Origin of the sequence: Streptomyces sp. 2A115, assembly GCF_052245575.1 — a bacterium.
Classification (GTDB): Bacteria; Actinomycetota; Actinomycetes; order Streptomycetales; family Streptomycetaceae; genus Streptomyces.
In genome coordinates this window covers 25,822-47,714 of sequence record NZ_JBQQCG010000020.1, presented here as the reverse complement: position 1 = coordinate 47,714, position 21,893 = coordinate 25,822, and the positions used below count along the sequence as shown (strand labels likewise).

At 68.5% G+C, this 21,893-nt stretch carries 26 protein-coding genes; 11 read left to right on the top strand and 15 right to left on the bottom strand.

Going from position 1 to position 21,893, the window contains the following annotated elements; all coding sequences use genetic code 11:
* The first annotated feature begins 59 nt into the window (after positions 1-59).
* Positions 60-248, top strand: coding sequence for a hypothetical protein (locus ACTWQR_RS19295; RefSeq protein WP_443228338.1), 189 nt, complete (start codon positions 60-62; stop codon positions 246-248).
* Here the strand turns inward: ACTWQR_RS19295 and ACTWQR_RS19290 are convergent.
* Together ACTWQR_RS19290 and ACTWQR_RS19285 are read right to left on the bottom strand one after the other, a co-directional pair.
* Complete coding sequence (locus ACTWQR_RS19290; RefSeq protein WP_443228337.1) at positions 239-1,039, bottom strand: HAD family hydrolase; 801 nt, start codon at positions 1,037-1,039, stop codon at positions 239-241. The two genes, ACTWQR_RS19295 and ACTWQR_RS19290, sit on opposite strands and share 10 nt — an antisense overlap.
* Complete coding sequence (locus ACTWQR_RS19285) at positions 988-1,866, bottom strand: GntR family transcriptional regulator (protein ID WP_443228336.1); 879 nt, start codon at positions 1,864-1,866, stop codon at positions 988-990. The genes ACTWQR_RS19290 and ACTWQR_RS19285 overlap by 52 nt, the downstream gene beginning before the upstream one ends.
* A 226-nt stretch (positions 1,867-2,092) precedes the next feature.
* Between ACTWQR_RS19285 and ACTWQR_RS19280 the strand changes: the two genes are divergently transcribed.
* Positions 2,093-2,281, top strand: a complete 189-nt coding sequence (locus ACTWQR_RS19280) for a hypothetical protein (protein WP_443228335.1) — start codon at positions 2,093-2,095, stop codon at positions 2,279-2,281.
* A gap of 117 nt (positions 2,282-2,398) precedes the next feature.
* On the opposite strand, the gene ACTWQR_RS19275 is transcribed toward ACTWQR_RS19280, so the two are convergent.
* Positions 2,399-3,307 carry a winged helix-turn-helix domain-containing protein gene (locus ACTWQR_RS19275; RefSeq protein ID WP_443228334.1) on the bottom strand — a complete coding sequence of 303 codons (909 nt, stop codon included), beginning with the start codon at positions 3,305-3,307 and terminating at the stop codon, positions 2,399-2,401.
* Positions 3,308-3,513: 206 nt separating this feature from the next.
* On the opposite strand from ACTWQR_RS19275, the gene ACTWQR_RS19270 reads away from it, so the two are divergent.
* Positions 3,514-3,699, top strand: a complete 186-nt coding sequence (locus tag ACTWQR_RS19270) for a hypothetical protein (protein ID WP_443228333.1) — start codon at positions 3,514-3,516, stop codon at positions 3,697-3,699.
* Positions 3,700-3,932: 233 nt separating this feature from the next.
* Here ACTWQR_RS19270 and ACTWQR_RS19265 read toward each other — a convergent pair whose 3' ends face one another.
* Positions 3,933-5,189: a GNAT family N-acetyltransferase gene (locus ACTWQR_RS19265; protein WP_443228332.1), complete on the bottom strand. Its 1,257-nt coding sequence runs from the start codon at positions 5,187-5,189 to the stop codon at positions 3,933-3,935.
* 217 nt (positions 5,190-5,406) lie between these two features.
* On the bottom strand, positions 5,407-6,204 hold the full coding sequence (locus ACTWQR_RS19260) for an RsiG family protein (protein WP_443228331.1): 798 nt from the start codon (positions 6,202-6,204) through the stop codon (positions 5,407-5,409).
* Positions 6,205-6,407: 203 nt separating this feature from the next.
* Here ACTWQR_RS19260 and dtd point away from each other — a divergent pair, with 203 nt between their 5' ends.
* A complete protein-coding gene (gene dtd / locus ACTWQR_RS19255) occupies positions 6,408-6,833 on the top strand; it encodes a D-aminoacyl-tRNA deacylase (RefSeq protein ID WP_443228426.1) in 426 nt (141 codons plus the stop codon).
* 59 nt (positions 6,834-6,892) lie between these two features.
* Here the strand turns inward: dtd and ygfZ are convergent, their stop codons facing one another.
* Genes ygfZ through ACTWQR_RS19240 form a run of 3 tightly spaced genes read right to left on the bottom strand, consistent with a single transcriptional unit; the run spans position 6,893 to position 8,940 of the window.
* On the bottom strand, positions 6,893-7,867 hold the full coding sequence (gene ygfZ, locus ACTWQR_RS19250; RefSeq protein ID WP_443228330.1) for a CAF17-like 4Fe-4S cluster assembly/insertion protein YgfZ: 975 nt from the start codon (positions 7,865-7,867) through the stop codon (positions 6,893-6,895).
* Positions 7,868-7,901: 34 nt separating this feature from the next.
* Positions 7,902-8,348, bottom strand: a complete 447-nt coding sequence (locus ACTWQR_RS19245; RefSeq protein ID WP_443228329.1) for a Fur family transcriptional regulator — start codon at positions 8,346-8,348, stop codon at positions 7,902-7,904.
* A gap of 16 nt (positions 8,349-8,364) precedes the next feature.
* Complete coding sequence (locus ACTWQR_RS19240; protein WP_443228328.1) at positions 8,365-8,940, bottom strand: FABP family protein; 576 nt, start codon at positions 8,938-8,940, stop codon at positions 8,365-8,367.
* Between the two features lie 255 nt (positions 8,941-9,195).
* Here ACTWQR_RS19240 and ACTWQR_RS19235 point away from each other — a divergent pair, with 255 nt between their 5' ends.
* Entirely contained in the window at positions 9,196-9,558 is a 363-nt protein-coding gene (locus ACTWQR_RS19235) for a DsrE family protein (protein WP_443228327.1), read from the top strand.
* Between the two features lie 20 nt (positions 9,559-9,578).
* On the opposite strand, the gene ACTWQR_RS19230 is transcribed toward ACTWQR_RS19235, so the two are convergent.
* The 7 genes from ACTWQR_RS19230 to ACTWQR_RS19200 all read right to left on the bottom strand — a co-directional run bounded on the left by ACTWQR_RS19230 (position 9,579) and on the right by ACTWQR_RS19200 (position 15,279).
* A complete protein-coding gene (locus ACTWQR_RS19230; protein WP_443228326.1) occupies positions 9,579-9,839 on the bottom strand; it encodes a DUF3099 domain-containing protein in 261 nt (86 codons plus the stop codon).
* A 161-nt stretch (positions 9,840-10,000) separates the two neighbouring features.
* Positions 10,001-10,288, bottom strand: coding sequence for a DUF1416 domain-containing protein (locus ACTWQR_RS19225; protein ID WP_055513194.1), 288 nt, complete (start codon positions 10,286-10,288; stop codon positions 10,001-10,003).
* Between the two features lie 36 nt (positions 10,289-10,324).
* The gene (locus ACTWQR_RS19220; protein WP_443228325.1) at positions 10,325-11,170 is read right to left on the bottom strand and encodes a sulfurtransferase; all 846 of its coding nucleotides are present in this window, start codon (positions 11,168-11,170) and stop codon (positions 10,325-10,327) included.
* A gap of 535 nt (positions 11,171-11,705) precedes the next feature.
* Entirely contained in the window at positions 11,706-12,479 is a 774-nt protein-coding gene (locus tag ACTWQR_RS19215; protein ID WP_443228324.1) for an LmeA family phospholipid-binding protein, read from the bottom strand.
* Between the two features lie 224 nt (positions 12,480-12,703).
* The gene (locus ACTWQR_RS19210; RefSeq protein ID WP_443228323.1) at positions 12,704-14,086 is read right to left on the bottom strand and encodes a hypothetical protein; all 1,383 of its coding nucleotides are present in this window, start codon (positions 14,084-14,086) and stop codon (positions 12,704-12,706) included.
* A gap of 7 nt (positions 14,087-14,093) precedes the next feature.
* On the bottom strand, positions 14,094-14,348 hold the full coding sequence (locus ACTWQR_RS19205) for a MoaD/ThiS family protein (RefSeq protein ID WP_443228322.1): 255 nt from the start codon (positions 14,346-14,348) through the stop codon (positions 14,094-14,096).
* Between the two features lie 58 nt (positions 14,349-14,406).
* Entirely contained in the window at positions 14,407-15,279 is an 873-nt protein-coding gene (locus tag ACTWQR_RS19200; RefSeq protein WP_443228321.1) for an alpha/beta hydrolase, read from the bottom strand.
* A 258-nt stretch (positions 15,280-15,537) separates the two neighbouring features.
* Here ACTWQR_RS19200 and ACTWQR_RS19195 point away from each other — a divergent pair, with 258 nt between their 5' ends.
* From ACTWQR_RS19195 to ACTWQR_RS19170, 6 genes are all read left to right on the top strand, one after another.
* Positions 15,538-16,356, top strand: coding sequence for a winged helix-turn-helix transcriptional regulator (locus ACTWQR_RS19195; protein WP_443228320.1), 819 nt, complete (start codon positions 15,538-15,540; stop codon positions 16,354-16,356).
* A gap of 23 nt (positions 16,357-16,379) precedes the next feature.
* On the top strand, positions 16,380-17,402 hold the full coding sequence (locus ACTWQR_RS19190; protein ID WP_443228319.1) for a LacI family DNA-binding transcriptional regulator: 1,023 nt from the start codon (positions 16,380-16,382) through the stop codon (positions 17,400-17,402).
* A 607-nt stretch (positions 17,403-18,009) separates the two neighbouring features.
* The gene (locus ACTWQR_RS19185) at positions 18,010-19,182 is read left to right on the top strand and encodes a S1C family serine protease (RefSeq protein WP_443228318.1); all 1,173 of its coding nucleotides are present in this window, start codon (positions 18,010-18,012) and stop codon (positions 19,180-19,182) included.
* A 75-nt stretch (positions 19,183-19,257) separates the two neighbouring features.
* Positions 19,258-19,455 carry a hypothetical protein gene (locus tag ACTWQR_RS19180; RefSeq protein ID WP_443228317.1) on the top strand — a complete coding sequence of 66 codons (198 nt, stop codon included), beginning with the start codon at positions 19,258-19,260 and terminating at the stop codon, positions 19,453-19,455.
* Positions 19,456-19,553: 98 nt separating this feature from the next.
* On the top strand, positions 19,554-20,285 hold the full coding sequence (locus tag ACTWQR_RS19175) for a response regulator transcription factor (RefSeq protein WP_443228316.1): 732 nt from the start codon (positions 19,554-19,556) through the stop codon (positions 20,283-20,285).
* A complete protein-coding gene (locus ACTWQR_RS19170; protein ID WP_443228315.1) occupies positions 20,282-21,736 on the top strand; it encodes a sensor histidine kinase in 1,455 nt (484 codons plus the stop codon). The genes ACTWQR_RS19175 and ACTWQR_RS19170 overlap by 4 nt, the downstream gene beginning before the upstream one ends.
* Positions 21,737-21,893 lie beyond the last annotated feature (157 nt).

The following is a 21,893-nucleotide window of genomic DNA, read 5'->3' as shown; positions in this document are numbered from 1 at the left end:
GCTAGTTGATCGATTCACTGAGGATTCGAGGATCCACTGAAGTGGACGGGGTGGGGCAAATGGTCTTCTTCCAACTGGTGGGCACCTGCATCGAGTTCTGGACGATGCAGGCGGTACAGACACGGCTGGGTATCGCAGGTCTGGCCCTGCTCACCCTGGCCATCGTGGGCGTACGCGCCCGTCACCCCCGATTGGCCTGGTGGTCGGCCGGCCTCTTCTTCCTGCTGACCCTTCAACTTCAGACCTGACGCCAGAGCGCCCGCCGCACCGGCTCCAACGACCCCACGACGACACCGGCTCCGGCCTCTCGCAGCAGCTTCTCCTTGCGGCCGTTACGCGCGTAGCCAAGGAACGGAATGCCGGCACGCTGAGCGGCTTCGAAGTCCGTGGGGGCGTCTCCGATCATGAGGGAGGACGACGGGGCGGCGCCCATGGCGCTGAGGGCACGGTTGAGGCAGTGGGGGTCCGGTTTGAGGTGGTGCAGGTCCTGGGTGCGGCCGTAGATGTTGGGCGCGAAGCATCCGGAGAGGCCGCGGCTCGCGAGATAACTGGCGGCGGTTCGGGCCGAGTTGTTGGTCGCTATCGCCAGCCGCGCTCCGACGGCACTCCAGGTCCGTATCAGCGCGTCCGCGAACTCGGTGGGCCAGGCGCTGGGCACGGCCTTGAGTTCCTGCTGGGTGAGCCGCTCCTCCAGCTCGGTCACCAGGTCGCTGTGCGGATGGCGCAGATTGACCGCGTACAGAACCGCCATCGGATCAGGATGGACGCGTTCCTCCTCGGTCAGCAGTCCTCGGAGCCCCTGCCGCTCCAGCCACTCCACCAGATCCTTCGCCACGTCCTCCGCGGAATGCCCCGCGAACAACCGGCAGATCGGCCCGTCGAAGTCGAAGAGCACGAAGCGTGCCCCCGCGATCAACTCCCGCAGTTCCTCAGTCAGTTCGGTCACCGGTTCAGTCTGCGCCGTATCACTCGCCGTATCACTAGTCACTAGGAGAGTGTCAGGTCCGTCGTGATGGTTTCCCAGAGGGCGTCGAACCACTTTTGGGACTGCTCGACGAAGGCGGCGTCGCGTTGACCGGCTCTTTGCTCGAAGGAGAAGAGGAGGGACTGGTAGCCCAGGGCGTCGTACATGTCGAGCGTTCCACTGTCGACGGCCTCCTCGCGCCTCGCGATCATGTAGTACGCGATTAAGGCCTCGACCCCGTTGAGCAGGTACAGCTTGATCGGTGGCGTGAACGGCAGCGCGCGGAACGTCACTCGGACATCGATGCCGTGGGAGGAGCGCAGGGTCTGAAGGTTGTGGCGCAGGACATGGCCCTGGGCGTTTCGCTGCTCCAGCCAGCGGGTGTGGACCGGATCGTCGTCTCCCTGCACTTCCACGGACACCGGGAAGGCCAGGTTGATGTCCCTGGAGGGCAGGAGGATCCGAACGTCGATCGACTCCGGACGGAAGCGGCCCTCGTGGATCAGGCGGACCGGTTCACCGAGTGCCATCATCAGCGTCTCGGCGGTGAGGCACACGGCGTCCACACGGACGTGCGGCGCCGCGAACGCCTCCGCCAGCCGCGGTGCCAGCCCCACCATCGTCGGCTGAGGCTCATCGCTGGCGGGTGTCACCTCCGCCACCCGCGGCGGACTCCCCTTGCTGACGTTGCTCAGGAGGCCGTCCTGCTGGAGGGCGCGCAGGGCCTGGCGGACCGTGCCGCGTTCCACGCCGAACTCCTCGGCGAGTTCGGCCTGCGTGGGCAGGCGGTCGCCGGCCCGCAGGTCACCCGCGCGGATGCGGTCCCGCAGGATGTCGGCGATCTCCTGGGGCGAGAGTCTTCTGCTGCCGTTCACTGCCACGTTCTCCTGGGTCACGACCAAACGCTACAACTTCGGTCCATCTGAGGGGAGTTGTTTGAAGGTTGTTTATAACTAGGTACCAACTGGGGATAACTTAACTGTAGTTGGTTGCCAACTTGGTGAAGATGGCGGAAGTTTTGCCTCCTCTCGCAAGTGCTTGGCAGATGGGAAGGCGCCGCGCCTCTCCAGCACCGTCCGCACCGCTCGCTCCTCCCGCCCGCCCGCCAGACCCGAAGGAGGATCCACCATGCCCCTCATAGCCGTCCTCTCCGCCCTCTTCGTCGTCGGCTTCGAGCAGTTCGTCGAGGTCCAGTACGGCACGAGTGGCGTCGTCGGGCTGTTGCTGCTCACCATCGGCATCAAGGCGAAGAGCCCCACCTGCAGCTCGATCGGGGCCGTCGTCCTCGCCCTGATGGTCACCGGTCCCGCCCTATGACCTGCGTAACCCGCACGACCCGCACGACCCGAGTGTGCATGACCCGAACGACCTGCATGACCTGCATGACCTGCGAGGACGCCCTTTCAGGAGACCCAGCACCGCCACCGGGAGACCTCAACTCGTGAGCACCAGCTCCGAGCTGATGGTCTCCCACAGTGCGTTGAACCACAGGTGCGACTGCTCGACGAAGGTCGTGTCCCGCGGGCCGGGCCCCTGCTCGAAGGGGAACAGCATGGACTGGGTCCCCTCCGCGTCGTACATCTCCAGGTACTCGTGGTCGATCTCCTCGCCGCGCCGCGTCAGCGTGTAGTACGCGAACAGCGCCTCCGACTCGTTGAGCAGGTACAACTTCACCGGCGGGGTGAACGGCAGGGCCCGGAAGGTGACGTGCACATCGATGCCGTGCGTGGCCCGTAACGCCAGCAGATTGTGCTTCAGGACCTGGCCCTGGGCGTTGCGGTGGGCCAGCCAGCGGCGCTGCAGCCGGTCGTCGACCGTATCGTCCACCGGGGCCGGGAAGGCGAGATCGATGTCGCTGGACGGCAGGAGCACCCGGACGTCGACCCTGGCTGGTTTTATTCGCCCCTCGTGGATGAGGCGCAACGGCTCGCCCATCGCGAGAGTGAGGGAGACCGCCGTCAGACACAGGGCGTCGATCTCCACGTGAGAGGCCGCGAAAGCGGCTGTCATCCGCGGCGCGAGCGCCACCATGGTGGGCTGCGGCGGCGCTTCCGGCCCGACCAGGGCTTCGCCCACGTGCGGGGCGACGGTCGCCGGGCTCCCTTTGGACACGTTGGAGAGCAGGTTCTCCGACTGCAGGATGCGCAACGCCTCGCGTACGGCCCCCCGCTCGACCCCGAACTCGTGGGCCAGCTTGGCCTGCGTGGGCATGCGCTGTCCCGGCCGCAGCTCACCGGACCTGATCCGGCTGCGCAGTTCGTCGGCCACCTCTCGGTGTGACCTCAGTGGCCGCTGTGCCCTCTTCCGACCATTGACGGTGCCGTGTTCCGGGTCCACAACCAAACCCTACAACTTCGCGCCATCTTTGGGCAGTTACCGTGAAGGTGGTTATGAGACGCTTCCAAACGGAGATAAGTTCAGTGAAGTTGGTTACCAACTTGAGCAACATGGTCAAACTTCCCGAGGGTTGGCCACCAGAGTCGTAACTGTCGACCAGGTGGACGGTCCTCAACGGGGGTCCGCCTCCCCGTCCCGAAGGAGGGACCGTCATGCCGCTCGTCGCCCTCGTCCTCGCCGCCCTTGTCCTCGGCCTCGAGCACCTGCTCCAGGTGAAGTTCGGATGGATGGGCATCATCGCCTTCGTCGCCCTGACCGTCGGCATCAAGGCCAAGAACACCATGATCGGCGGCATCGGGGCCGTGATCCTCGTCATGCTGCTCGCCCAGTCCGGCTGACCGCCGGACCCCCAAGTGCGGCTGACCGGGCTCCCTTCCGGAGGGGAGCCGGGAGCTCGGTCAGTCTGTTCCACCGTCCACACCCACTCACCGCTACGGAGGAGGAGGTGAGCCCAGGACTCGGCCACGGAACCCCGAGTCAGCACCCACAACCAACCACGACCCGCAACTCAAAACTCAAAACTCACAACCGCAATTCACCATGCGCTGAGCGCAGCGCACAGCACACAACATCAGAAGATGTCCGGGCACCAAGGTCGCCTGGATGTACGCAACAGGGCGTCGGCGACGGTGGCGGCGCCCGCCCGCGTTTCCCCCACCCGGCCAAGCGCGACAAGCCGCACCACCGACTCGTCGCCCAGCCACAGCGCCCCCAACTCGCCGACCCCCAAGGTGAGTTCGGCAGTCTCCGTCGTCCGCACGCAACTGGACCCCTCCGGCGAAGCGTCCAGCCGGTACCGCCCACCGCACAGCCCGTCCGGGTCGACGACCTCCAGCACGACACTCCCCGTCCCCTGGTACGTACGCGCCTCCAACGCCGCCACGACATCCAGGACCCGCACCCACAACCAGTCCGCCTGCGCCGTAATCCGCGCCGCACGCGGGTCGGGCAGCAGATGCGGCAGCAGATCATCGGGGGCCCGCCACCCCGTCCTGACCTTTGTAACCCAGTCCACTGAGCAGACGTACCGCCACAGGGCGCGCTCGGCGGCCGACGAGACCGCGATCATGTCCATGACCGTCGCCGTATCGAGCGGCTGCTTCGCATCCCCCCAGTGATCGTCCACGGTGTACGCGAGCAGCCCCTCGACCTCCCCCTCCTCATCGCGGTACACGGCGAAGAACGGCTCGGTCCACGCGGCCCGGTCCAGAACCAGCACCCCGGTACTGACCTTCCACCACCGCTCCCACCGATCGATGGCACCCGGCTGCGACCGCCTCAGCCGCTCATGCAGATCCGGCCCGATCTTCCGTACGTCATCGCCATCCACCAGATCGACGCGCCCGCCGTCGTCCGGTCCGGCCCACCGTGGATCGAGCCCCGCCCGCGGTACATCGATCGTCCACTGGGCAGCCGTCGTCGCCGGCCCGAACCCGTACCGCCCATAGATCGGATACTCCGCGGCGATCAGCGTCGCCACGACATCGCCCCGCTCCTTCGCGGCCGCCAGATCCCGGGCCATCATCCGGGTCAGGATTCCCCGCCGCCGGTGCGTCGCGGTAACCGTCACATTCGAGATCGCGTCGGCCGCCACGGCCCCGCCGCCCACCGCCGTGACCTCCTGCCCGAACGACCTGAACGTCCCCACGCACCGCCCCGCGTCGAACGCGCCCAGCGTCCGCTCCGGCACGATGTACGTACTCCGGTCCGCCACCTCCGTCTCCGGCACACTCGGCGGCCGCAGAAACCCGGTGTTCAGCGCCCGGATCCACTCCGGGATCTCGTCCTCGGTGATCGTTCGTACGTCGATGTCCTGGCCACGGCTCATGCGCTCACGCTAGGCATACGTACCAAGGGGTGTCGCGCGCTTTTCTCTCCGCCGGGGCCGAGGCCGGGGCCTCCAGTCCTCGGACCGGTGGGCTCACCGCGGGCGAGCGGGCGGATGGGCGGATGGGGGCTGGTCGTGCCCACGCGGCGGAGCCGCACGATGTCGCCGCCCCGCGCCCCCAAAGGGGCGCAGCCCCCACCTCAAGACGGCCGCCGCGTCACATGAGCAGGTCGTCCACTTGCGCTTCACCCTCACGGTATCGGCGCGCGATCTCCGTGCTGCACTCGTCGGCCGTCCGCTGCAACTGCTGCCGCCGCCGCGAAACCTGTTGCTCGTACCGCACGAGCCGCCCCATCGCGGTGTTCAGCTCCAGATCCGTACGGGCCTCCAGGTCGGACAGCTCGACCTCGGCGAGCATGTCCGCGGCCAGCCGCCGATACTCCTCGCTGTGCGGCGTACCCACCGTCACATGCCGCGCGGACGAGCGCTGCCGCGCGGGCGCGTCCGTCAGGATCTCCGACAGCCGCTCGACGACGGACGCCACGGACGCCTCCTGGGCGGCAGGCGCCTCGCGGTCACCGTCACCGCCCCGGCCCCGCCGGGGATCGGCACGCCGCCGCAACTCGGCCCGCAGGATGTCGATCCGCCCCTGAAGCAGCCGCCGCACATAACTCAGATCGGCCTCGTCCCGCTGTGCGTCCCTGCGCAGGGTGCGCAGCTCGGGCAGGCCCAGGAGACCCAGCTCGGGCTCGAGCGGCGACTCAACCATCGGGCTGTCCGTCCGCTGCGTGGGCGGACGGACCACAACGCCGACGGGGAGTGGCGAATGTGGTGAGTGGGGCGATTGCGGTGGCTGTGGTGGACCTGCCGCAATCGATGAAGTCGACGAAATCGATGCTGCGGATGCCGCCGATGACGTCGATGATTTTGTTGAACTTGATGAAGTTGTTGAAGGTGGTTCCCCCCGAATCAGCGAAACCGCCCCGGGTGACTGCCCCGTACTCGGTGTGCTCATGTGCCTCAACCGTCCCCTCGACCGGCGTGTGTGAGCATCGTGCCACCCCAAGTGGCCGCTATGTGACCGAGTGCCCCCGATCGGCCCCAGATGGGGGGTTAAGGATCAATAAGAAGGAGCCCATACGGAGGTGGCATGGGGGTCGCATGGGGTCCTACAGGGGTTGCACGAAGGCCAACGCGAAGCACGGCATGATGGTCCATATGCGTGCGGTGGTGCAGAGAGTGGACGGCGCGAGCGTCGTCGTAGAGGGCGAGACGGTCGGGGAGATCACCGGCGAGGGACTGTGCGTCCTCGTCGGGGTGACCCACGAGGACACCAAGGAGAAAGCCGCTCAACTGGCGCGCAAACTCTGGTCGATCCGCATGCTGACCGACGAGAAGTCGTGCTCCGACATCGACGCGCCACTCCTCGTCATCAGCCAGTTCACGCTCTACGGAGACGCCCGCAAGGGCCGCCGCCCCACCTGGAACGCGGCCGCCCCCGGCGACGTCGCCGAGCCCCTCGTGGACGAGGTCGTTGCCCAACTCCGTTCGCTGGGAGCGACGGTGGCGACGGGCCGGTTCGGCGCGAAGATGCGCGTCTCACTCACGAACGACGGCCCGTTCACCGTGCTGTTGGAAATCTAGGCTCTGGTCGGAAATGCGGGCTCTGTCGGAATAGGCCGGACCAGAAGCGCGGGCCGGGTCTACGGCTCGACCACGACCTCCTGCGCCGCGGCCGTCGTATCGGCCACCAGCCTCGCGTCCAGCGGCACGTTCCGCTTCACCAGCGCCAGCGCGATCGGGCCCAGCTCGTGGTGCCGTACGGCCGTCGTCACGAAACCGATCTTGCGGCCGTCGGGTCCCTCGTCCGCGAGGCGCAGCTCGGTGCCGTGCGGCGGCAGATGGACCTCGCTGCCGTCCAGGTGCAGGAAGACGAGCCGGCGCGGGGGCTTGCCCAGGTTCTGGACGCGGGCGACGGTCTCCTGCCCCCGGTAGCAGCCCTTCTGCAGATGCACAGCGCTGCCGATCCAGCCCAGCTCATGCGGGATGGTCCGGTGGTCCGTCTCGAAACCGAGCCGCGGCTGGTGGTTCTCGACGCGCAGCGCCTCGTACGCGAGGATCCCGACCGCCGGGCCATGCCCCTCGACGTCCGCGGCGTACGACTCCAGGTCGGCACGCGGCAGGAAGAGATCACGCCCGAACGGGGTCTCACGTACGACAACACCGTCCGGGACCTCGGCGATCGATCCGGCCGGCAGGTGCACGACCGCGAAGTCGCCCGTCCGGTCGGCGACTTCGACCCGGTAGAAGAACTTCATCGAATCCAGGTACGCGATCAGCGCCTCCTGGGTGTCGGGCTCCACGTGGGCCCAGGTGGTCGTCCCGTCGTCGACGAGGTACAGCGCGTGCTCGATGTGGCCGTGCGCGGACAGGATCAGCGCCTCGGTGGCACGGCCGACCGGGAGGTCGGTGACGTGCTGGGTGAGCAGCAGGTGCAGCCAGGTGAGCCGGTCGTCACCGGTGACGGTGACCACACCGCGGTGCGAGAGGTCCACGAAGCCGGTGCCGTCGGCGAAGGCGCGCTGTTCTCGGAACAGGTCGCCGTAGTGGGCGGCGACGCCTTCGTCCACGCCTTCGGCAGGGACGGCGCCGGGCAGGGACAGCAGAGGGCTTTTCATATCCACACAGCGTACGACCGAGTGGGCGCCGTTTTTATTTCTTGGTGTCGAGCTTGGCGTCGAGCTTGGCCGCGCAGTCCTCGCACCGGCCGAAGATCGCGAAGTGCTTCATGTCGGTGTCGAAGCCGAACGTCTCGCGGAGCTTGGCGGTGAAGTCGGCGGCCACCCCCATGTCCGCCTCGATGACGTTGGTGCAGTCACGGCAGACCAGATGGAGATGGTGGTGCCGGTCCGCGAGGTGGTACGTGGGCGCACCGTGCCCGAGGTGGGCGTGCGAAACCAGCCCGAGCTCCTCCAGGAGCTCCAGGGTCCGGTACACCGTGGAGATGTTGACCCCCGACGCCGTCTTCCTCACTTCCACGAGGATGTCGTCGGGGGTCGCGTGCTCCAGGGTGTCCACGGCTTCGAGCACGAGTTGCCGCTGCGGTGTCAGCCGGTAACCGCGCTGCCGCAGATCGCTCTTCCAGTCGGTGCTCACCACACCAGGAAGTCTAGAGCTACTTGAAGAAAGCGATCCCGTCGTCCGGCATGTCGTCCGGGAGGGCCTTGGCCCAGCGCTCGACGTCGTCCGGGGTGACGACCTTCTTCAGGTGCGCGGACATGTAGGGGCGCAGCTCGACCTCGGGGGTCTGCTTCTCGCCGACCCACATGAGGTCGCTCTTCACGTAGCCGTAGAGGCGCTTGCCGCCGCTGTACGGGCCGGACGCGGCCGTGCGTGCCACGGCGTCCGTGACCAGGTCGATCTGCGGCTGCTTGGCGGCCAGGTCGCCGTACCAGATCTCGACGACACCGTCGTCGCGGGTCATGACGACCTCGACCTTGCGGCTGCCGTCGATGCGCCAGAAGCCGGACTCGGTCTCCAGGGGCCTGACCTTGTTCCCGTCGGCATCGAGCACCCACGTGTGCGAGTGGTACTCCAGGAAGTCCCGCCCGTCATGGGTGAAGGAGACCTCCTGCCCGAAGTTGCACTTCTCGGAGCCGGGGAAGTCGTGGACGCCCGCTCCCGCCCAGTTGCCGAGCAGGAAGACGAGGGGGACGAGGTCCTTGTGCAGGTCGGACGGGATCTCGATCATGAGGTGGGCAATTCCTTGATGGGGGTCAGCGCTGGCCCTGGTACAGCTTCTTCACGACCAGCCCGGTGAAGGCGAGGACGCCGACGCAGACGAGGACCAACAGAGCTTCGAAGAAAAGCGTAAGCACGGGGTGCTCCTTGGGATGACGCGGTGGGCAGTCGCGGTGGGCAGTACAGAGCCGGACACCACTCTAGTCGGGGTGGGGACCGGGCTCTCCGCGAGGTCGCCCGCATGCGATCCGCATACGATTCGGCCATGGCGAAGAAGCTCGTGATCAAGGTGACAGCGGGGGCGGACGCTCCCGAACGCTGCTCGCAGGCGTTCACGGTGGCGGCGGTGGCCGTGGCCAGTGGCGTGGACGTCTCGCTCTGGCTGACCGGTGAGTCCGCGTGGTTCGCGCTGCCGGGCCGTGCCGCCGAGTTCGAGCTGCCGCACGCGGCTCCGCTGCCCGACCTGCTCGACTCGGTCCTGGCCGGCGGTCGGCTCACCCTCTGCACGCAGTGCGCGGCCCGCCGGGACATCACGGAGAAGGACGTCATCGAGGGCGTACGGATCGCGGGCGCGCAGGTCTTCGTACAGGAGGCGCTGGCGGACGAGACGCAGGCGCTCGTCTACTGAGAAGCCCTCCGCCCGGCCTTCTACCTCCGCCGCTTCTTGCCGTCCAGCTCGTCCCACCACTCGTCGGACTTGGGGTCACCGGAGGGGTCGTCCCACCAGCGGTCCTCGGGCCCGCGCCGGTTCGCGACCATCGCGGCGACCGGCGGGATCACCATCGCCACGACACACATGCCCACGGCCACGGGAACCGACCACAGCCGCACGACTGCCCAGGCCAGGACGAACAGCCCGACGCACGTGCCCATCATGACGAAGTAGGCGTGCCGCCTGCGCGCGTACATGAGTCCAGCGTAGGTCCACGTCCGGGCAAGCCGAAGGGCCGCACCCCGATCAACTGGTGGCGTCCAACCCCCAGGGGTGCGGCCCTTCGGCCGTTCATACGGTGTCTGCCGTCAAACGGTTCAAACGGCGGTTCAAACAGTTCAAGCGGCGTTCAAGCGGCTCAGACGGCGATCGCGACCTCGGCGAGGCCGCCCGTCTGGGCGACGACCGTACGGTCCGCCGTGCCGCCGGGAACGAGGGCGCGGACGGTCCAGGTGCCCTCGGCCGCGTAGAAGCGGAACTGTCCGGTCGCCGAGGTCGGGACCTCGGCGGTGAACTCGCCGGTCGAGTCCAGGAGGCGGACGTAGCCCACCACCGGCTCGCCGTCCTTGGTCACGTGCCCCTGGATGGTGGTCTCACCGGGCTTGATCGTCGAGGCGTCCGGGCCGCCGGCCTTCGCTCCACACATGTTTCGATTCCGTCCTTCAGTCCTTCAGGCCTTGGATTACTTGTTGGCGCCGAGCTCGATCGGCACGCCGACGAGGGAGCCGTACTCGGTCCACGAGCCGTCGTAGTTCTTGACGTTCTCGACGCCGAGCAGCTCGTGCAGGACGAACCAGGTCAGCGCGGAGCGCTCACCGATGCGGCAGTACGCGATGGTGTCCTTGGCGAGGTCGACCTGCTCGTCGGCGTAGAGCGCCTTGAGCTCGTCGTCCGACTTGAAGGTGCCGTCGTCGTTGGCGTTCTTCGACCACGGGATGTTGCGCGCGGACGGGACGTGACCCGGACGCTGCGACTGCTCCTGCGGCAGGTGGGCCGGGGCGAGCAGCTTGCCGCTGAACTCGTCGGGCGAGCGGACGTCGACCAGGTTCTGCGCACCGATGGCCGCCACGACGTCGTCGCGGAAGGCACGGATCGAGGTGTCCTGAGGCTTGGCCTTGTACTCGGTGGCCGGGCGCTCGGGCAGCTGCGAGCCGTCGACCAGGTCGCGGGAGTCGAGCTCCCACTTCTTGCGGCCGCCGTCGAGGAGCTTCACGTTCTCGTGGCCGTACAGCTTGAAGTACCAGTAGGCGTAGGACGCGAACCAGTTGTTGTTGCCGCCGTAGAGCACGACCAGCGTGTCGTTCCCGATGCCCTTCGCCGACAGGAGCTTCTCGAAGCCCTCCTGGTCGATGAAGTCACGGCGGACCGGGTCCTGGAGGTCCTGGGTCCAGTCGATGCGGATCGCGTTCTTGATGTGGTTCTTCTCGTACGCGGACGTGTCCTCGTCGACCTCGACGACGGCCACGTTCGGGTCGTCCAGATGATCCTGGACCCAGTCGGCGTCTACCAGGACGTCGCTGCGGCTCATGCTCGTTCTCCTCCGGGGCAGTTGCGGCGGGCTGTGCGGTAGAGATGGGGCGCGGTACGCGGTCGGCGGTCACGCTTCGATGGCGTACGCGGCGCAAGTGTGGCCCTGATGGGGAAGATCGAAGGGCCCGGCTCGCGGAAGGACTGACACTCCCGCTCAGAAGGTGCGACAGAGCATGGCGGCGACGCGGCACAGGTCCACTGCCCGCCGCTTCGTGAAGTCCGCCTGTTGCCTCATGGGGTCGATCGTAGGGAGGGTTCGGCAGGCGTGTCACCGGCGTGTCGCATACTGAGACGCGATCGTCCGCTATGTGGGACGAGAGGGCTCTCGAGGTCAGCTCCGTTCAGCTTTCGCCCGAGCCGGTCCGGCTCCTTGGCGCCTGTCGCCCTCGTCACATCACCCGCACATCTGCTGTACGGACGGGTCCGTCTCGCCTTTCGGACGGACGCCTTCTATCGAACGTCCTCGTCCTACCCGATCAGCGAACCGTTTCGTCCAACCGCTTCGCCCTACCCGACGAGCGAACGTTCTCGTCCTACCCGACGAGTTCGACGTCCGAACCCTTCACCTTGATGTCGACACCCGTCTTGGCCGCCTCGACCTTGTCGAGCTTGATGCCGCCCGGCAGGTCGTCGATCTTCTGCTCGAAGTCGGTGATCAGGCGGACCTTGTCCTCGGCGAGCTGGACACCCAGGTTGGGCAGGGAGTCGGCGTGCACCTCGACGTTGTCGCCCTTGACGCTGACCGAGCTGAGTACGGAGACCGGCTGGGGCAGTTTGTTGCCGAGCACGGTGGCCTCGACCTCGACCTTGATCTTGCCGTTGCCGCCGTCGGAGAGGCCGACGACCTGGGCGGTGACTCCATCCGTGACCTGGACTGGCTCGGCCTTGGCGGCCTTGAGGAGTTCGGCGTACGAGATCGTGGCCGTGCCGCTGGCGGAGGCGGCCGTGGCGGACGTGTAGCCGCTGGAGAACGCCACGCCGCGCATCTGGGCGGTGAGGTTGTCGATACGGATCTTGCCGGGGCCGGTGCCCGTGCTCGTATCGGTGCCTCCGCCGCCCGTCGCGCCGCTCGTGTCGGCCTCGTAGTTCTTGATGCCGACCTCCACCTCGTCCAGTTCGCCCCCGACCACCTGGGTGAGGAAGGGGAAGCCCTTGATGGACACGTTCGGGGTGCTCGCGAGGCCCTCGCTCGTCTTCAGTCTGCCCGCCGCCTCGTCCTCGGCGAAGCCCACGGCCACACGGTCGGCGATGACGAAGAGTCCTCCCAGGATGACGGTGACGATCAGGATTATTCGCAGTGCGCGCATGTTTTGGTGTTCCCCCACCCTTGACGGTCGTCTGAGCGCGAGGGTAACTCCGCGGGGGCCTCCGGCCGGGGGACGGGGGCAGTTGTCGATCAGCCGTGACAGAGCGGTGGGGTGGGCTGGGGCGGAGCCCCAGCCCCCGTTTCCTGGGCCAGCCCCCCGAACCGCCGGCCCCTCAAATGCCGGAGAGGCTGAAATACCAGCAGCGGGGTCTGGGTGCGCAGCCCTCAGACCAGTGCCCGCCCCAGCAGATAGATCGCCGGCGCCGCCGCCGCCAGCGGCAGAGCCACGCCCGCCGTGAAGTGGACGAAGCGGGACGGGTAGTCGTAGCTGGCGACCCGGTGGCCGATGAGGGCGCAGGCTCCGGCGGCGGCGCCGAGTAGGGCTCCCCCGGAACCGAGGTCGGTCAGACCGCCCATCGCGATACCCGCACCCGCCGCCGCCAGCAGAGAGACGACCACCGAGGCGGGCGTGGGGAGCGGGAGCGCCCGGGCCAGTACCGCCACCGCGACCGCCACCCCGCCCACCGTCACCGCGTCCGGTTCCGCCCCGAGATGCCCCGTCGCGACGATCGCCAGCGCCGCCGAGGCAACCGCGGCCATCAACCCGTACATCCGCTCATCGGGATCGGCATGGCTGCGCAGCTGGAGGACCAGGGCGAGCAGGACCCAGACACCGAGGGTCCCGAGGATCGCGGCGGGCGCGTTCTCCCGTCCGCCGGCGAGCAGCACGACATCCGCGGTGAGCGCACCCGCGAAGGCGAGCGCGATGCCCTGCCGTGCGGGCCACATCCCGTTCAGCCGGAACCAGCCCGCCGCGGTCACGGCCTGCAGGATGACGAGGGGCACCACCAGCGCGTACTCCCCTACCGCCGCCGTCCCGGCCAGCAGCAGCCCGAGCACCGCGGTCAGCGCGGCCGGCTGCCCGCCGGGCTCGATGATCGGCGAACGCCCCTCCGCACGGGCGCGTTGGGCGTCGGTGACACGCGAGTTGCCGGTGATGGTGGGCGGGCCGTAGCCGGCGGCGGCTTCGCCGGGCGCGGGCGTCGGGGCGGGTGCGGATGTGGACGTGTATGCGTGTGCGTGTGCCGCTGCGGGTGCGGCCACCGGCTCAGGTGTGGGCACGAAGTCTCCGTAGCCCTGCCCCTGGCCTTGGCCCTGACCCTGGCCCTGGTATGCCGGGGCCGGGTGGCCCTGTGGCTGGTAGCCCTGCGGCTGCGCCGGCTGGTCCCAGCCCGAGTTCGTCGGCATCGGCTGTCCCGCGACGCCGTACGGAGTCCCGTGCTGAGCCGCGTACTGAGCTCCGTAGGCCGCCTCTCCCGGTCCCTCCGGAGCTTGCGGAGGCAGATACGCGGTGTCCTCGGCGGGCGTCGCGGGCGTGACCGGGGGCTGGGCCTGGGTCTCCCAGGTCTGGCCCTCCCACTGCTGGGTGTACTGCTGCCGGGCCGCGTCGTCGTACTGCTGTTGCCCGGGCCAGCCGGGCTGTTGTTGCTGCTGTAGGTCTTGCTGTTGTTGTTCCCGCTGATGTTGTTCCTGCTGGTGTTGATGTTGGTGTTGGTAGGGGTCGTAACCCTCGTACGGCTGGTTGCCCTCGTACGGCTGGTCGCTCATGATCCCGTCACCCTCCTGCGAACGGCGGGAGCACCTCGACCGTGCCGCCCTCGGCCAGCCGTACCGTCTCATGTCCGCGGGTGCCCACGGGGTCACCGTCGATGAGGAACGAGCATCGCCGCAGGACGCGGACGAGCTCGCCGGGGTGTCGCTCGCGTGCCGCGTCGAGCGCCTCGGCGAGGTTCTCGGCCTCGTACGGCTCCTCGGCGACGCCGGCGGCGGACTTGGCGGCGGCCCAGTAACGCACCGTGCCCTTTGCCATCTGCTTCCTCACTCGGTCTCACTCGGTCGGGGTGAACACCCGGGCTAACCCCGTCAGGCTAGCCCGCGTCGGCCGTCGCCCATGCCCCGATCCGGGCCAGCAGGGCGTCGTCCGCCGCGTGCTCCGCGTGGCCCATGCCGGGCTCCAGCCACAGCTCGGCGTGGCCGTCGGCCGCCGCGGCCAGCATCCGGGGGTGGTCCACCGGGAAGTAGCCGTCGCGGTCGCCGTGGACGATGAGGAGCGGCCTGGGTGCGATGAGGGGGACCGACTCCACCGGGGAGGCGGGGACCGGGTTCCACTCGCGGTGGTGGATGCGGGTGCGGTAGCCGTAGCGGCCGACGACGCGGCCCGCCGGGCGGGTTACCAGCCAGTGCACGCGCCGCATAGGGGCCGTGCCCCGGTAGTACCAGCGAGCGGGTGCGCTCACCGAAACCACCGCGTCCGTGTGCGCTCCCGTGCGCCCCTCGTGCTCCTCGGAACGGTCCGCGTACATCGCCGCGTGCCGGAGCACCACCGAGCCGCCCATCGAGAAACCGACGGTGACCACACGGGTGTGACCGAGCTCTCTCGCCCACTCCACCGCCGCCGCCAGATCGAGTACCTCGCGGTCGCCGACCGTGGAGCGCCCGCCGGAGGCGCCGTGCCCTCGGAAGGAGAAGGTGACCACGGCGCCGTACTGCGCGAAGGCTTCCGCAACTCGCCTTACGTGCGGGCGTTCCAGGTCCCCCGTGAAGCCGTGCGCGATCACGATCGCAAGGTGGCCGGAAGGTGGCGCTCCGATGTCGTATACGACGCTTCCCGACTCGTATACGGAATCGATCGTCACGCCGTCGACCGTGCGCAGAAACCTCCGCAAAGGGGTACGCAGGGCCGTCTCGAGGCGTGGAAGACTGAAAGATCGCGTCACATGACCTGCCGGACCTTGGCTCATGTGGGCTATTCTGCTCGGAAGAGGACTCGGGCAGCGTAGCCCCCGAGTCCTTTTGCGCTTTCAGGGGCCTTGTATACGACGCGGGAAACCGCAGGTGTACGAAGACCCACGAACGCGAGCGGCTCCCAGGGGCGCGGGAGCCGCGGCAGAACGAAGCAGTGCCGCAAACGTCCTCGCAGGGACCGAGGAGGAACCAGACGTTATGGGCGAGCGAACCAAGCACGACCACCGTATGACGACCCAGGCAGGTGGGGCACGATGAGCTCTCTGCTGCTCCTTACCAATGCCCTTCAGCCGTCGACGGAGGTGCTTCCCGCCCTCGGCCTGCTGCTGCACAACGTGCGCGTGGCTCCGGCGGAGGGCCCCGCACTCGTCGACACCCCTGGTGCCGACGTCATCCTCATCGACGGTCGGCGGGACCTCCCGCAGGTGCGCAGCCTGTGTCAGCTGCTGCGTTCCACGGGTCCCGGCTGTCCCCTCATCCTGGTCGTGACGGAAGGCGGCCTCGCGGCCGTCACCGCCGACTGGGGCATCGACGACGTGCTGCTCGACACCGCCGGTCCGGCGGAGGTCGAGGCCCGGCTCCGGCTCGCCATGGGTCGGCAGCAGATCGTCAACGACGACTCCCCCATGGAAATCCGCAACGGCGACCTCTCGGTCGACGAGGCGACGTACAGCGCGAAGCTCAAGGGCCGGGTCCTCGACCTGACCTTCAAGGAGTTCGAGCTGCTGAAGTACCTGGCCCAGCACCCTGGTCGCGTTTTCACCCGCGCCCAGCTCCTCCAGGAGGTCTGGGGCTACGACTACTTCGGCGGTACGCGGACCGTCGACGTGCACGTACGACGGCTGCGGGCGAAGCTCGGTCCCGAGCACGAGTCCCTGATCGGTACCGTCCGGAACGTCGGTTATCGATTCGTTACTCCGGAGAAGCTGGACCGCGCATCGGACGAGGCGAAGGCCAAGGCTGCCCAGCCAAAGCCGGAGGATGCGGACGAGACGGCACACCTGGACGCCGTGGAGGCTGCCGGGGACGCCGCGGACGTGCCGGATCCCGCCGTACGACCTGCCCAGATGTAGTTCCATCCGCGTAGACTCCGCGCGTGGCCAAGGTGACTCGGGATGATGTGGCGCGACTGGCGGGTACCTCTACCGCCGTCGTCAGCTATGTCATCAACAACGGACCCCGGCCGGTCGCCCCGGCCACGCGCGAGCGTGTCCTCGCCGCGATCAAGGAGCTGGGGTACCGGCCCGACCGGGTCGCCCAGGCCATGGCCTCGCGGCGTACGGACCTCATAGGCCTGATCGTGCCGGACGCGCGCCAGGCCTTCTTCGGGGAGATGGCGCACGCGGTCGAACAGGCCGCGTCCGAGCGCGGGAAAATGGTGCTCGTCGGCAACTCCGACTACATCGGCGAGCGCGAGGTCCACTATCTGCGGGCCTTCCTCGGTATGCGGGTCTCGGGGCTCATCCTCGTCAGCAATGCGCTGAACGACAACGCGGCCGCCGAGATCGAGGCGTGGGACGCCCGGGTGGTGCTGATGCACGCGCGGCCCGAGGCGATCGACGACGTCGCGGTCGTCACGGACGACATAGGTGGCGCGCAGCTCGCCACCAGTCACCTGCTCGAGCACGGCTACGAGTACGTCGCCTGTCTGGGCGGCGTCGCGGAGACTCCCACCGTCGGTGACCCGGTCTCCGACCACGTGGAGGGCTGGCGGCGTGCGATGCACGAGGCGGGCAGGTCCACCGAGGGTCGCCTCTTCGAGGCGCTCTACAACCGGTACGACGCGTACCAGATGGGGCTTCAGCTGCTGGCCGGTCCTGACCGGCCGCCGGCGATCTTCTGCTCCACCGATGACCAGGCGATCGGGCTGCTGCGTGCCGCGCGTGAACTTCGTATCGATGTGCCGGGTGAGCTGGCTGTCGCCGGGTTCGACGACATCAAGGAAGCCGCGCTGACGGATCCGCCGATGACGACCATCGCGTCCGACCGGTCCGCGATGGCCCGGGCGGCAGTGGATCTTGTGCTGGATGACGGGCTGCGGGTCGCGGGCTCGCGGCGTGAGCGGTTGAAGGTGTTTCCTTCGCGGTTGGTTGTTCGGCGGTCTTGCGGCTGCGGGTAGCTCCGCTGGTTTGGCTGGTGGGGTTGGTTTTTCGGTGCGGGTTCGCTGGGGCTGGGCACGCCCACGCGGCGGAGCCGCACAATGTCACAGCTCCGCGCCCCTGACGGGGCGTGCCGACCTCCGCGTGATTGCGAGGGCCGGCGCGCGCTCTGGTTTCTCCAGAACAGCAGGTTGTACTGGTTGAAGCCCATGCCCAAGCTGCTCCGTGAGCCGAAGAGGCTGGTGGATGCCCTGTTGGTGCCCGGGTGCAGCCCACAGCGTGTCGTGAACCCACCAAGGTTGCGCCTTCAGATCTACGTGCACACGCTCCTCACCGCGGAGGGACGAGTGATCGACAAGTATTCGTCCGCCGCTTCCGTCACATCACGGTGCCGCAACCCCTTGTTTCACAAGCCTCGGCGGTGCTCCGGCGGCCTTGTGGCGGCGCCTCGGCGGATTCGTGGTTGCGCCTCGGCGGCCTTGTGGCGGCGCCCCGGCGGATTCGTGGTTGCGCCCCGGCGGATTCGTGCCTGCGCCCCGGCGGCTTTATATCGGGCATACGCGGTTCTGTCGGGCTTCTCAGGGAGCACTCAGGGAGCTCTCATGGATGGGCGACAAGCTTTGAGTCATGACCGAGAGCTTCCGCCGCAGCGGCGAGTACCCCGAGGGTGACCAGCACCAGTCCGCGTACCCCGAGCAGCAGTACGCCTCTTCCGTGCCCGCCACGGACCTTTCCGCGAGTTCCACCACGAGCTCCCCCGTGAACCCCGAGTGGCCGCCCCCGCCGGCGTACGAGCCGGCGCAGCAGGGCGCCGCTTCCATGGCTTCCACGGACCACCCGGCTTCGACGGCTTCCACGACTTCCGCGACTCCGACGGCGCTTCTCACCGAGCCCGTCTCCTCCGCCCCCTCCGGCGCCCCCCGCAGGCGTGCCAAGGGTCCCCTCGCTCTGCTGGCCGCCGTAGCCATAGCCGCCGCGGCCGTGGGCGGCGGCACCGCGTACGCCTTCCAGCAGCTGACGGGCAGCGACACCGTCGCGAGCAGCAGCACCAGTACGAGCGTCGTGCCCACCAGCCAGAAGGGCACCGTCGCCGGGGTCGCCGAGGCGGTCAGCCCGAGCATCGTGGAGATCAACGCCACCTCGAACGCCGGTCAGTCCACCGGCTCCGGCGTGATCATCACGACCGGCGGCGAGATCATCACCAACAACCACGTGGTCTCGGGCGCCTCCGAGATCAAGGTGCAGCTGAGCAACGGCAAGTCGTACACCGCGTCGGTCGTCGGCACCGACAGCAAGAAGGACCTCGCGCTGATCAAGCTGGACGACGCGCCCTCCGGTCTGACGGCCGCGACGCTCGGCGACTCCGACGGCGTCAAGGTCGGCGACCAGGTCGTGGCGATCGGCTCCCCCGAGGGCCTGACCGGCACCGTCACCAGCGGCATCGTCTCCGCGCTCGACCGGGACGTCACCGTCTCCACGGACGAGAGCCAGGGCCGGCAGCAACAGCAGGGCGGCGGCGGTCAGTGGCCGTTCGAGTTCGGCGGCCAGCAGTTCAACGGTGACACCGGTTCGTCGACGACGACGTACAAGGCGCTCCAGACGGACGCGTCCTTGAACCCCGGCAACTCCGGCGGCGCGCTGATCGACATGAACGGCAACATCATCGGCATCAACTCCGCGATGTACTCGGCCGCGGACGCCACCTCGTCGACCGCGGGCAGCGTGGGCCTCGGCTTCGCCATCCCGATCAACACCGTCAAGGCCGACCTGGACACCTTGCGCGGCGGCTCCAACAGCTGACGCCGGGCACCACCGGCCGACTCCGGCTCCACCAGGTCTCGCTCCAGCCGACCCTGGCTCCCTGAAAGGTCTCTCATGATCACTGTCATCCAGCACACCGCTCCGGAGACCGACGCCGACGCGCAGACCGGCCCGGCCGGGCTCGGCCTGGCCCTGCGGGTGGCCCGCGAGCTGCACGCCCCGGCGCCCCGCGCACCCGAGGTCGCCGCCGCGGCACCGCGCACCGCCGCCGTCCGCCGAGGCACAGGTCGCCGTCGTACCGTACGAGGCTGATCCTCCACAGGGCCTGCGGGCCTCCCGAGACAGCCCGGAAACGTGCGACGCTGAACGAGCCCCGAGCACGTCCCACCACACCCGAGGAACCGACCGCGATGAGCCCCGCCGAAGGCGACCGTGAACCCCAGCGCATCCTGATCGTCGACGACGAACCGGCTGTGCGCGAAGCACTCAAGCGCAGCCTCGCCTTCGAGGGGTACGACACCGAGGTGGCGGTCGACGGCGCGGACGCCCTCGAGAAGGCCACCGCGTACCAGCCCGACCTGGTCGTCCTGGACATCCAGATGCCGCGCATGGACGGACTGACAGCCGCCCGCCGCATGCGCGGAGCGGGCACGATGACGCCGATCCTCATGCTCACGGCCCGCGACACGGTCGGCGACCGCGTCACCGGCCTCGACGCCGGCGCCGACGACTACCTGGTCAAGCCCTTCGAACTCGACGAGCTCTTCGCCCGCGTCCGGGCCCTCCTGCGCCGCAGCTCGTACGCGGCCTCGTCGGCCAACCCCCCGGACAACGACGCGCTCACCTTCGGCGACCTGCGGATGGACCTCGCGACGCGTGAGGTGACGCGGGGTGCGCGGTCCGTGGAACTGACCCGCACGGAGTTCACGCTCCTGGAGATGTTCCTGGCCCACCCCCGCCAGGTGCTGACCAGGGAACAGATCCTGAAGGCCGTGTGGGGCTTCGACTTCGAGCCGTCCTCCAACTCCCTTGACGTTTACGTCATGTACCTCCGCCGGAAGACCGAGGCGGGCGGCGAGCCGCGCCTCGTTCACACGGTGCGGGGTGTGGGGTATGTGCTTCGGTCGGGCGGCGCGGAGTGAGGAAGGTCGTACGCCGGTTCCGGTCGTTGCCGATTCGCTCGCGCTTGGCGTTGCTGGTCGCGGCGGCGGTGGCGTTCGCGGTGGCGGCGGTTTCGGTGACGTGCTGGTTCATCGTGCAGGGGAAGCTGTATGACCAGGTCAACGATGACCTGCGGAAGACGGCGTACAAGACACGGGAGTCCCCCTGGGTCAAGCAAGCGGTCAACTCCTGCACTCAGACTCCGCAGAACACAGGCATTCGGACCACCTATGCCGAGGTGGTCACGGAGGACGGAACAACCTGCGTCCTCCCGAACTCCTTGAGCGCGATCAAGGTCACCCAGGCCGACAAGGACGTGGTCAAGAAGGCCGACGAGGCCGACGCCACGGGCGTCTTCCGCAACGGCACCGATGAGGACGGCAACGCCATGCGTGTGCTGACTCTGCCGCTGCCTCTCGTCGTGAACGACGGCACGACCACTCATCCTCTCAACGCCGCCCTCATTGTCGCCACCCCGCTCGAGAGCACCCAGTCCACCCTCAACGACCTGGCCCTGATTCTGCTCCTCGTCTCCGGCATCGGAGTGGTGGGCGCCGGAGCCGCCGGCCTCGCAGTCGCCCGCGCGGGCCTGCGCCCGGTCGACAAGCTCACGGAGGCGGTCGAACACGTCGCCCGCACCGAGGACTTGAGCGTACGCATCCCGGTGGAGGAAGAGGCCGAAGACGAGATCGCCCGCCTCTCCCGCTCCTTCAACTCGATGACCTCGGCCCTGGCCTCCTCCCGAGACCTGCAACAACAACTCATCGCGGACGCCGGCCACGAACTCCGCACCCCCCTCACCTCCCTGCGCACCAACATCGAACTCCTCACCCGCAGCGAGGAGATGGGCCGCCCCATCCCCCCGGATGACCGCAAGGCGCTCCTCGCCTCGGTCAAGGCGCAGATGACCGAACTGGCGGCCCTGATCGGCGACTTGCAGACCCTGTCGCGTTCGGAGGCGGACACGCCGGCGGACCGCGTACAGGTGGTCGCCCTGGAGGACACGGTCGAAGCGGCCCTGCGCCGGGCACGCCTGCGCGGACCGGAGCTGACGATCACGGCGGACCTCCAGCCCTGGTTCGTACGGGCGGAGCCCTCCGCGCTGGAGCGGGCCATCGTGAACATCCTCGACAACGCGGTGAAGTTCAGCCCCGAGGGCGGCACGATCGACGTCACCCTCAAGGCCGGCGAACTGACGGTCCGCGACCACGGCCCCGGCATCCCCGCCGAGGACCTCCCTCACGTCTTCGACCGCTTCTGGCGCTCCCCGAGCGCACGGGCGCTGCCTGGCTCGGGCCTGGGCCTGTCGATCGTGGCGCGTACGGTGCAACAGGCGGGCGGCGAGGTGGCGCTGAGCCCGGCCGAGGGCGGCGGCACGGCCGCGACGATCCGCCTACCCGGCGCCCCGACGGCCCCGCCGGGCCTCCCCTGACGTCCGCCGCGTCGTCGCAAAGACGCGATTGGAAGAAATGGGACACTCGGAATCTCGAAACGGCCTGGTCACAGCCACCAGCGCTGTCCCATTTCTTCCAATCGCTACCTCCCCGGGGCGCGCGGCGAGCGACTGAGACGGTCGCGCCGCCCCCGGT

Coding starts and splice junctions, on each gene's coding strand:
- ACTWQR_RS19270 (WP_443228333.1), top strand. CDS start 3,514: ATGCCGCTCGTCGCCCTCGTCCTCGCCGCCCTTGTCCTCGGCCTCGAG.
- ygfZ (WP_443228330.1), bottom strand. CDS start 7,867: ATGAAAAGCCCTCTGCTGTCCCTGCCCGGCGCCGTCCCTGCCGAAGGC.
- ACTWQR_RS19180 (WP_443228317.1), top strand. CDS start 19,258: ATGATCACTGTCATCCAGCACACCGCTCCGGAGACCGACGCCGACGCG.
- ACTWQR_RS19200 (WP_443228321.1), bottom strand. CDS start 15,279: ATGAGCCAAGGTCCGGCAGGTCATGTGACGCGATCTTTCAGTCTTCCA.
- ACTWQR_RS19225 (WP_055513194.1), bottom strand. CDS start 10,288: ATGTGTGGAGCGAAGGCCGGCGGCCCGGACGCCTCGACGATCAAGCCC.
- ACTWQR_RS19185 (WP_443228318.1), top strand. CDS start 18,010: ATGACCGAGAGCTTCCGCCGCAGCGGCGAGTACCCCGAGGGTGACCAG.
- ACTWQR_RS19230 (WP_443228326.1), bottom strand. CDS start 9,839: ATGTACGCGCGCAGGCGGCACGCCTACTTCGTCATGATGGGCACGTGC.
- ACTWQR_RS19210 (WP_443228323.1), bottom strand. CDS start 14,086: ATGAGCGACCAGCCGTACGAGGGCAACCAGCCGTACGAGGGTTACGAC.
- ACTWQR_RS19265 (WP_443228332.1), bottom strand. CDS start 5,189: ATGAGCCGTGGCCAGGACATCGACGTACGAACGATCACCGAGGACGAG.
- ACTWQR_RS19215 (WP_443228324.1), bottom strand. CDS start 12,479: ATGCGCGCACTGCGAATAATCCTGATCGTCACCGTCATCCTGGGAGGA.
- ACTWQR_RS19175 (WP_443228316.1), top strand. CDS start 19,554: ATGAGCCCCGCCGAAGGCGACCGTGAACCCCAGCGCATCCTGATCGTC.
- dtd (WP_443228426.1), top strand. CDS start 6,408: ATGCGTGCGGTGGTGCAGAGAGTGGACGGCGCGAGCGTCGTCGTAGAG.
- ACTWQR_RS19205 (WP_443228322.1), bottom strand. CDS start 14,348: ATGGCAAAGGGCACGGTGCGTTACTGGGCCGCCGCCAAGTCCGCCGCC.
- ACTWQR_RS19260 (WP_443228331.1), bottom strand. CDS start 6,204: ATGAGCACACCGAGTACGGGGCAGTCACCCGGGGCGGTTTCGCTGATT.
- ACTWQR_RS19280 (WP_443228335.1), top strand. CDS start 2,093: ATGCCCCTCATAGCCGTCCTCTCCGCCCTCTTCGTCGTCGGCTTCGAG.
- ACTWQR_RS19220 (WP_443228325.1), bottom strand. CDS start 11,170: ATGAGCCGCAGCGACGTCCTGGTAGACGCCGACTGGGTCCAGGATCAT.
- ACTWQR_RS19240 (WP_443228328.1), bottom strand. CDS start 8,940: ATGATCGAGATCCCGTCCGACCTGCACAAGGACCTCGTCCCCCTCGTC.
- ACTWQR_RS19295 (WP_443228338.1), top strand. CDS start 60: ATGGTCTTCTTCCAACTGGTGGGCACCTGCATCGAGTTCTGGACGATG.
- ACTWQR_RS19235 (WP_443228327.1), top strand. CDS start 9,196: ATGGCGAAGAAGCTCGTGATCAAGGTGACAGCGGGGGCGGACGCTCCC.
- ACTWQR_RS19195 (WP_443228320.1), top strand. CDS start 15,538: ATGAGCTCTCTGCTGCTCCTTACCAATGCCCTTCAGCCGTCGACGGAG.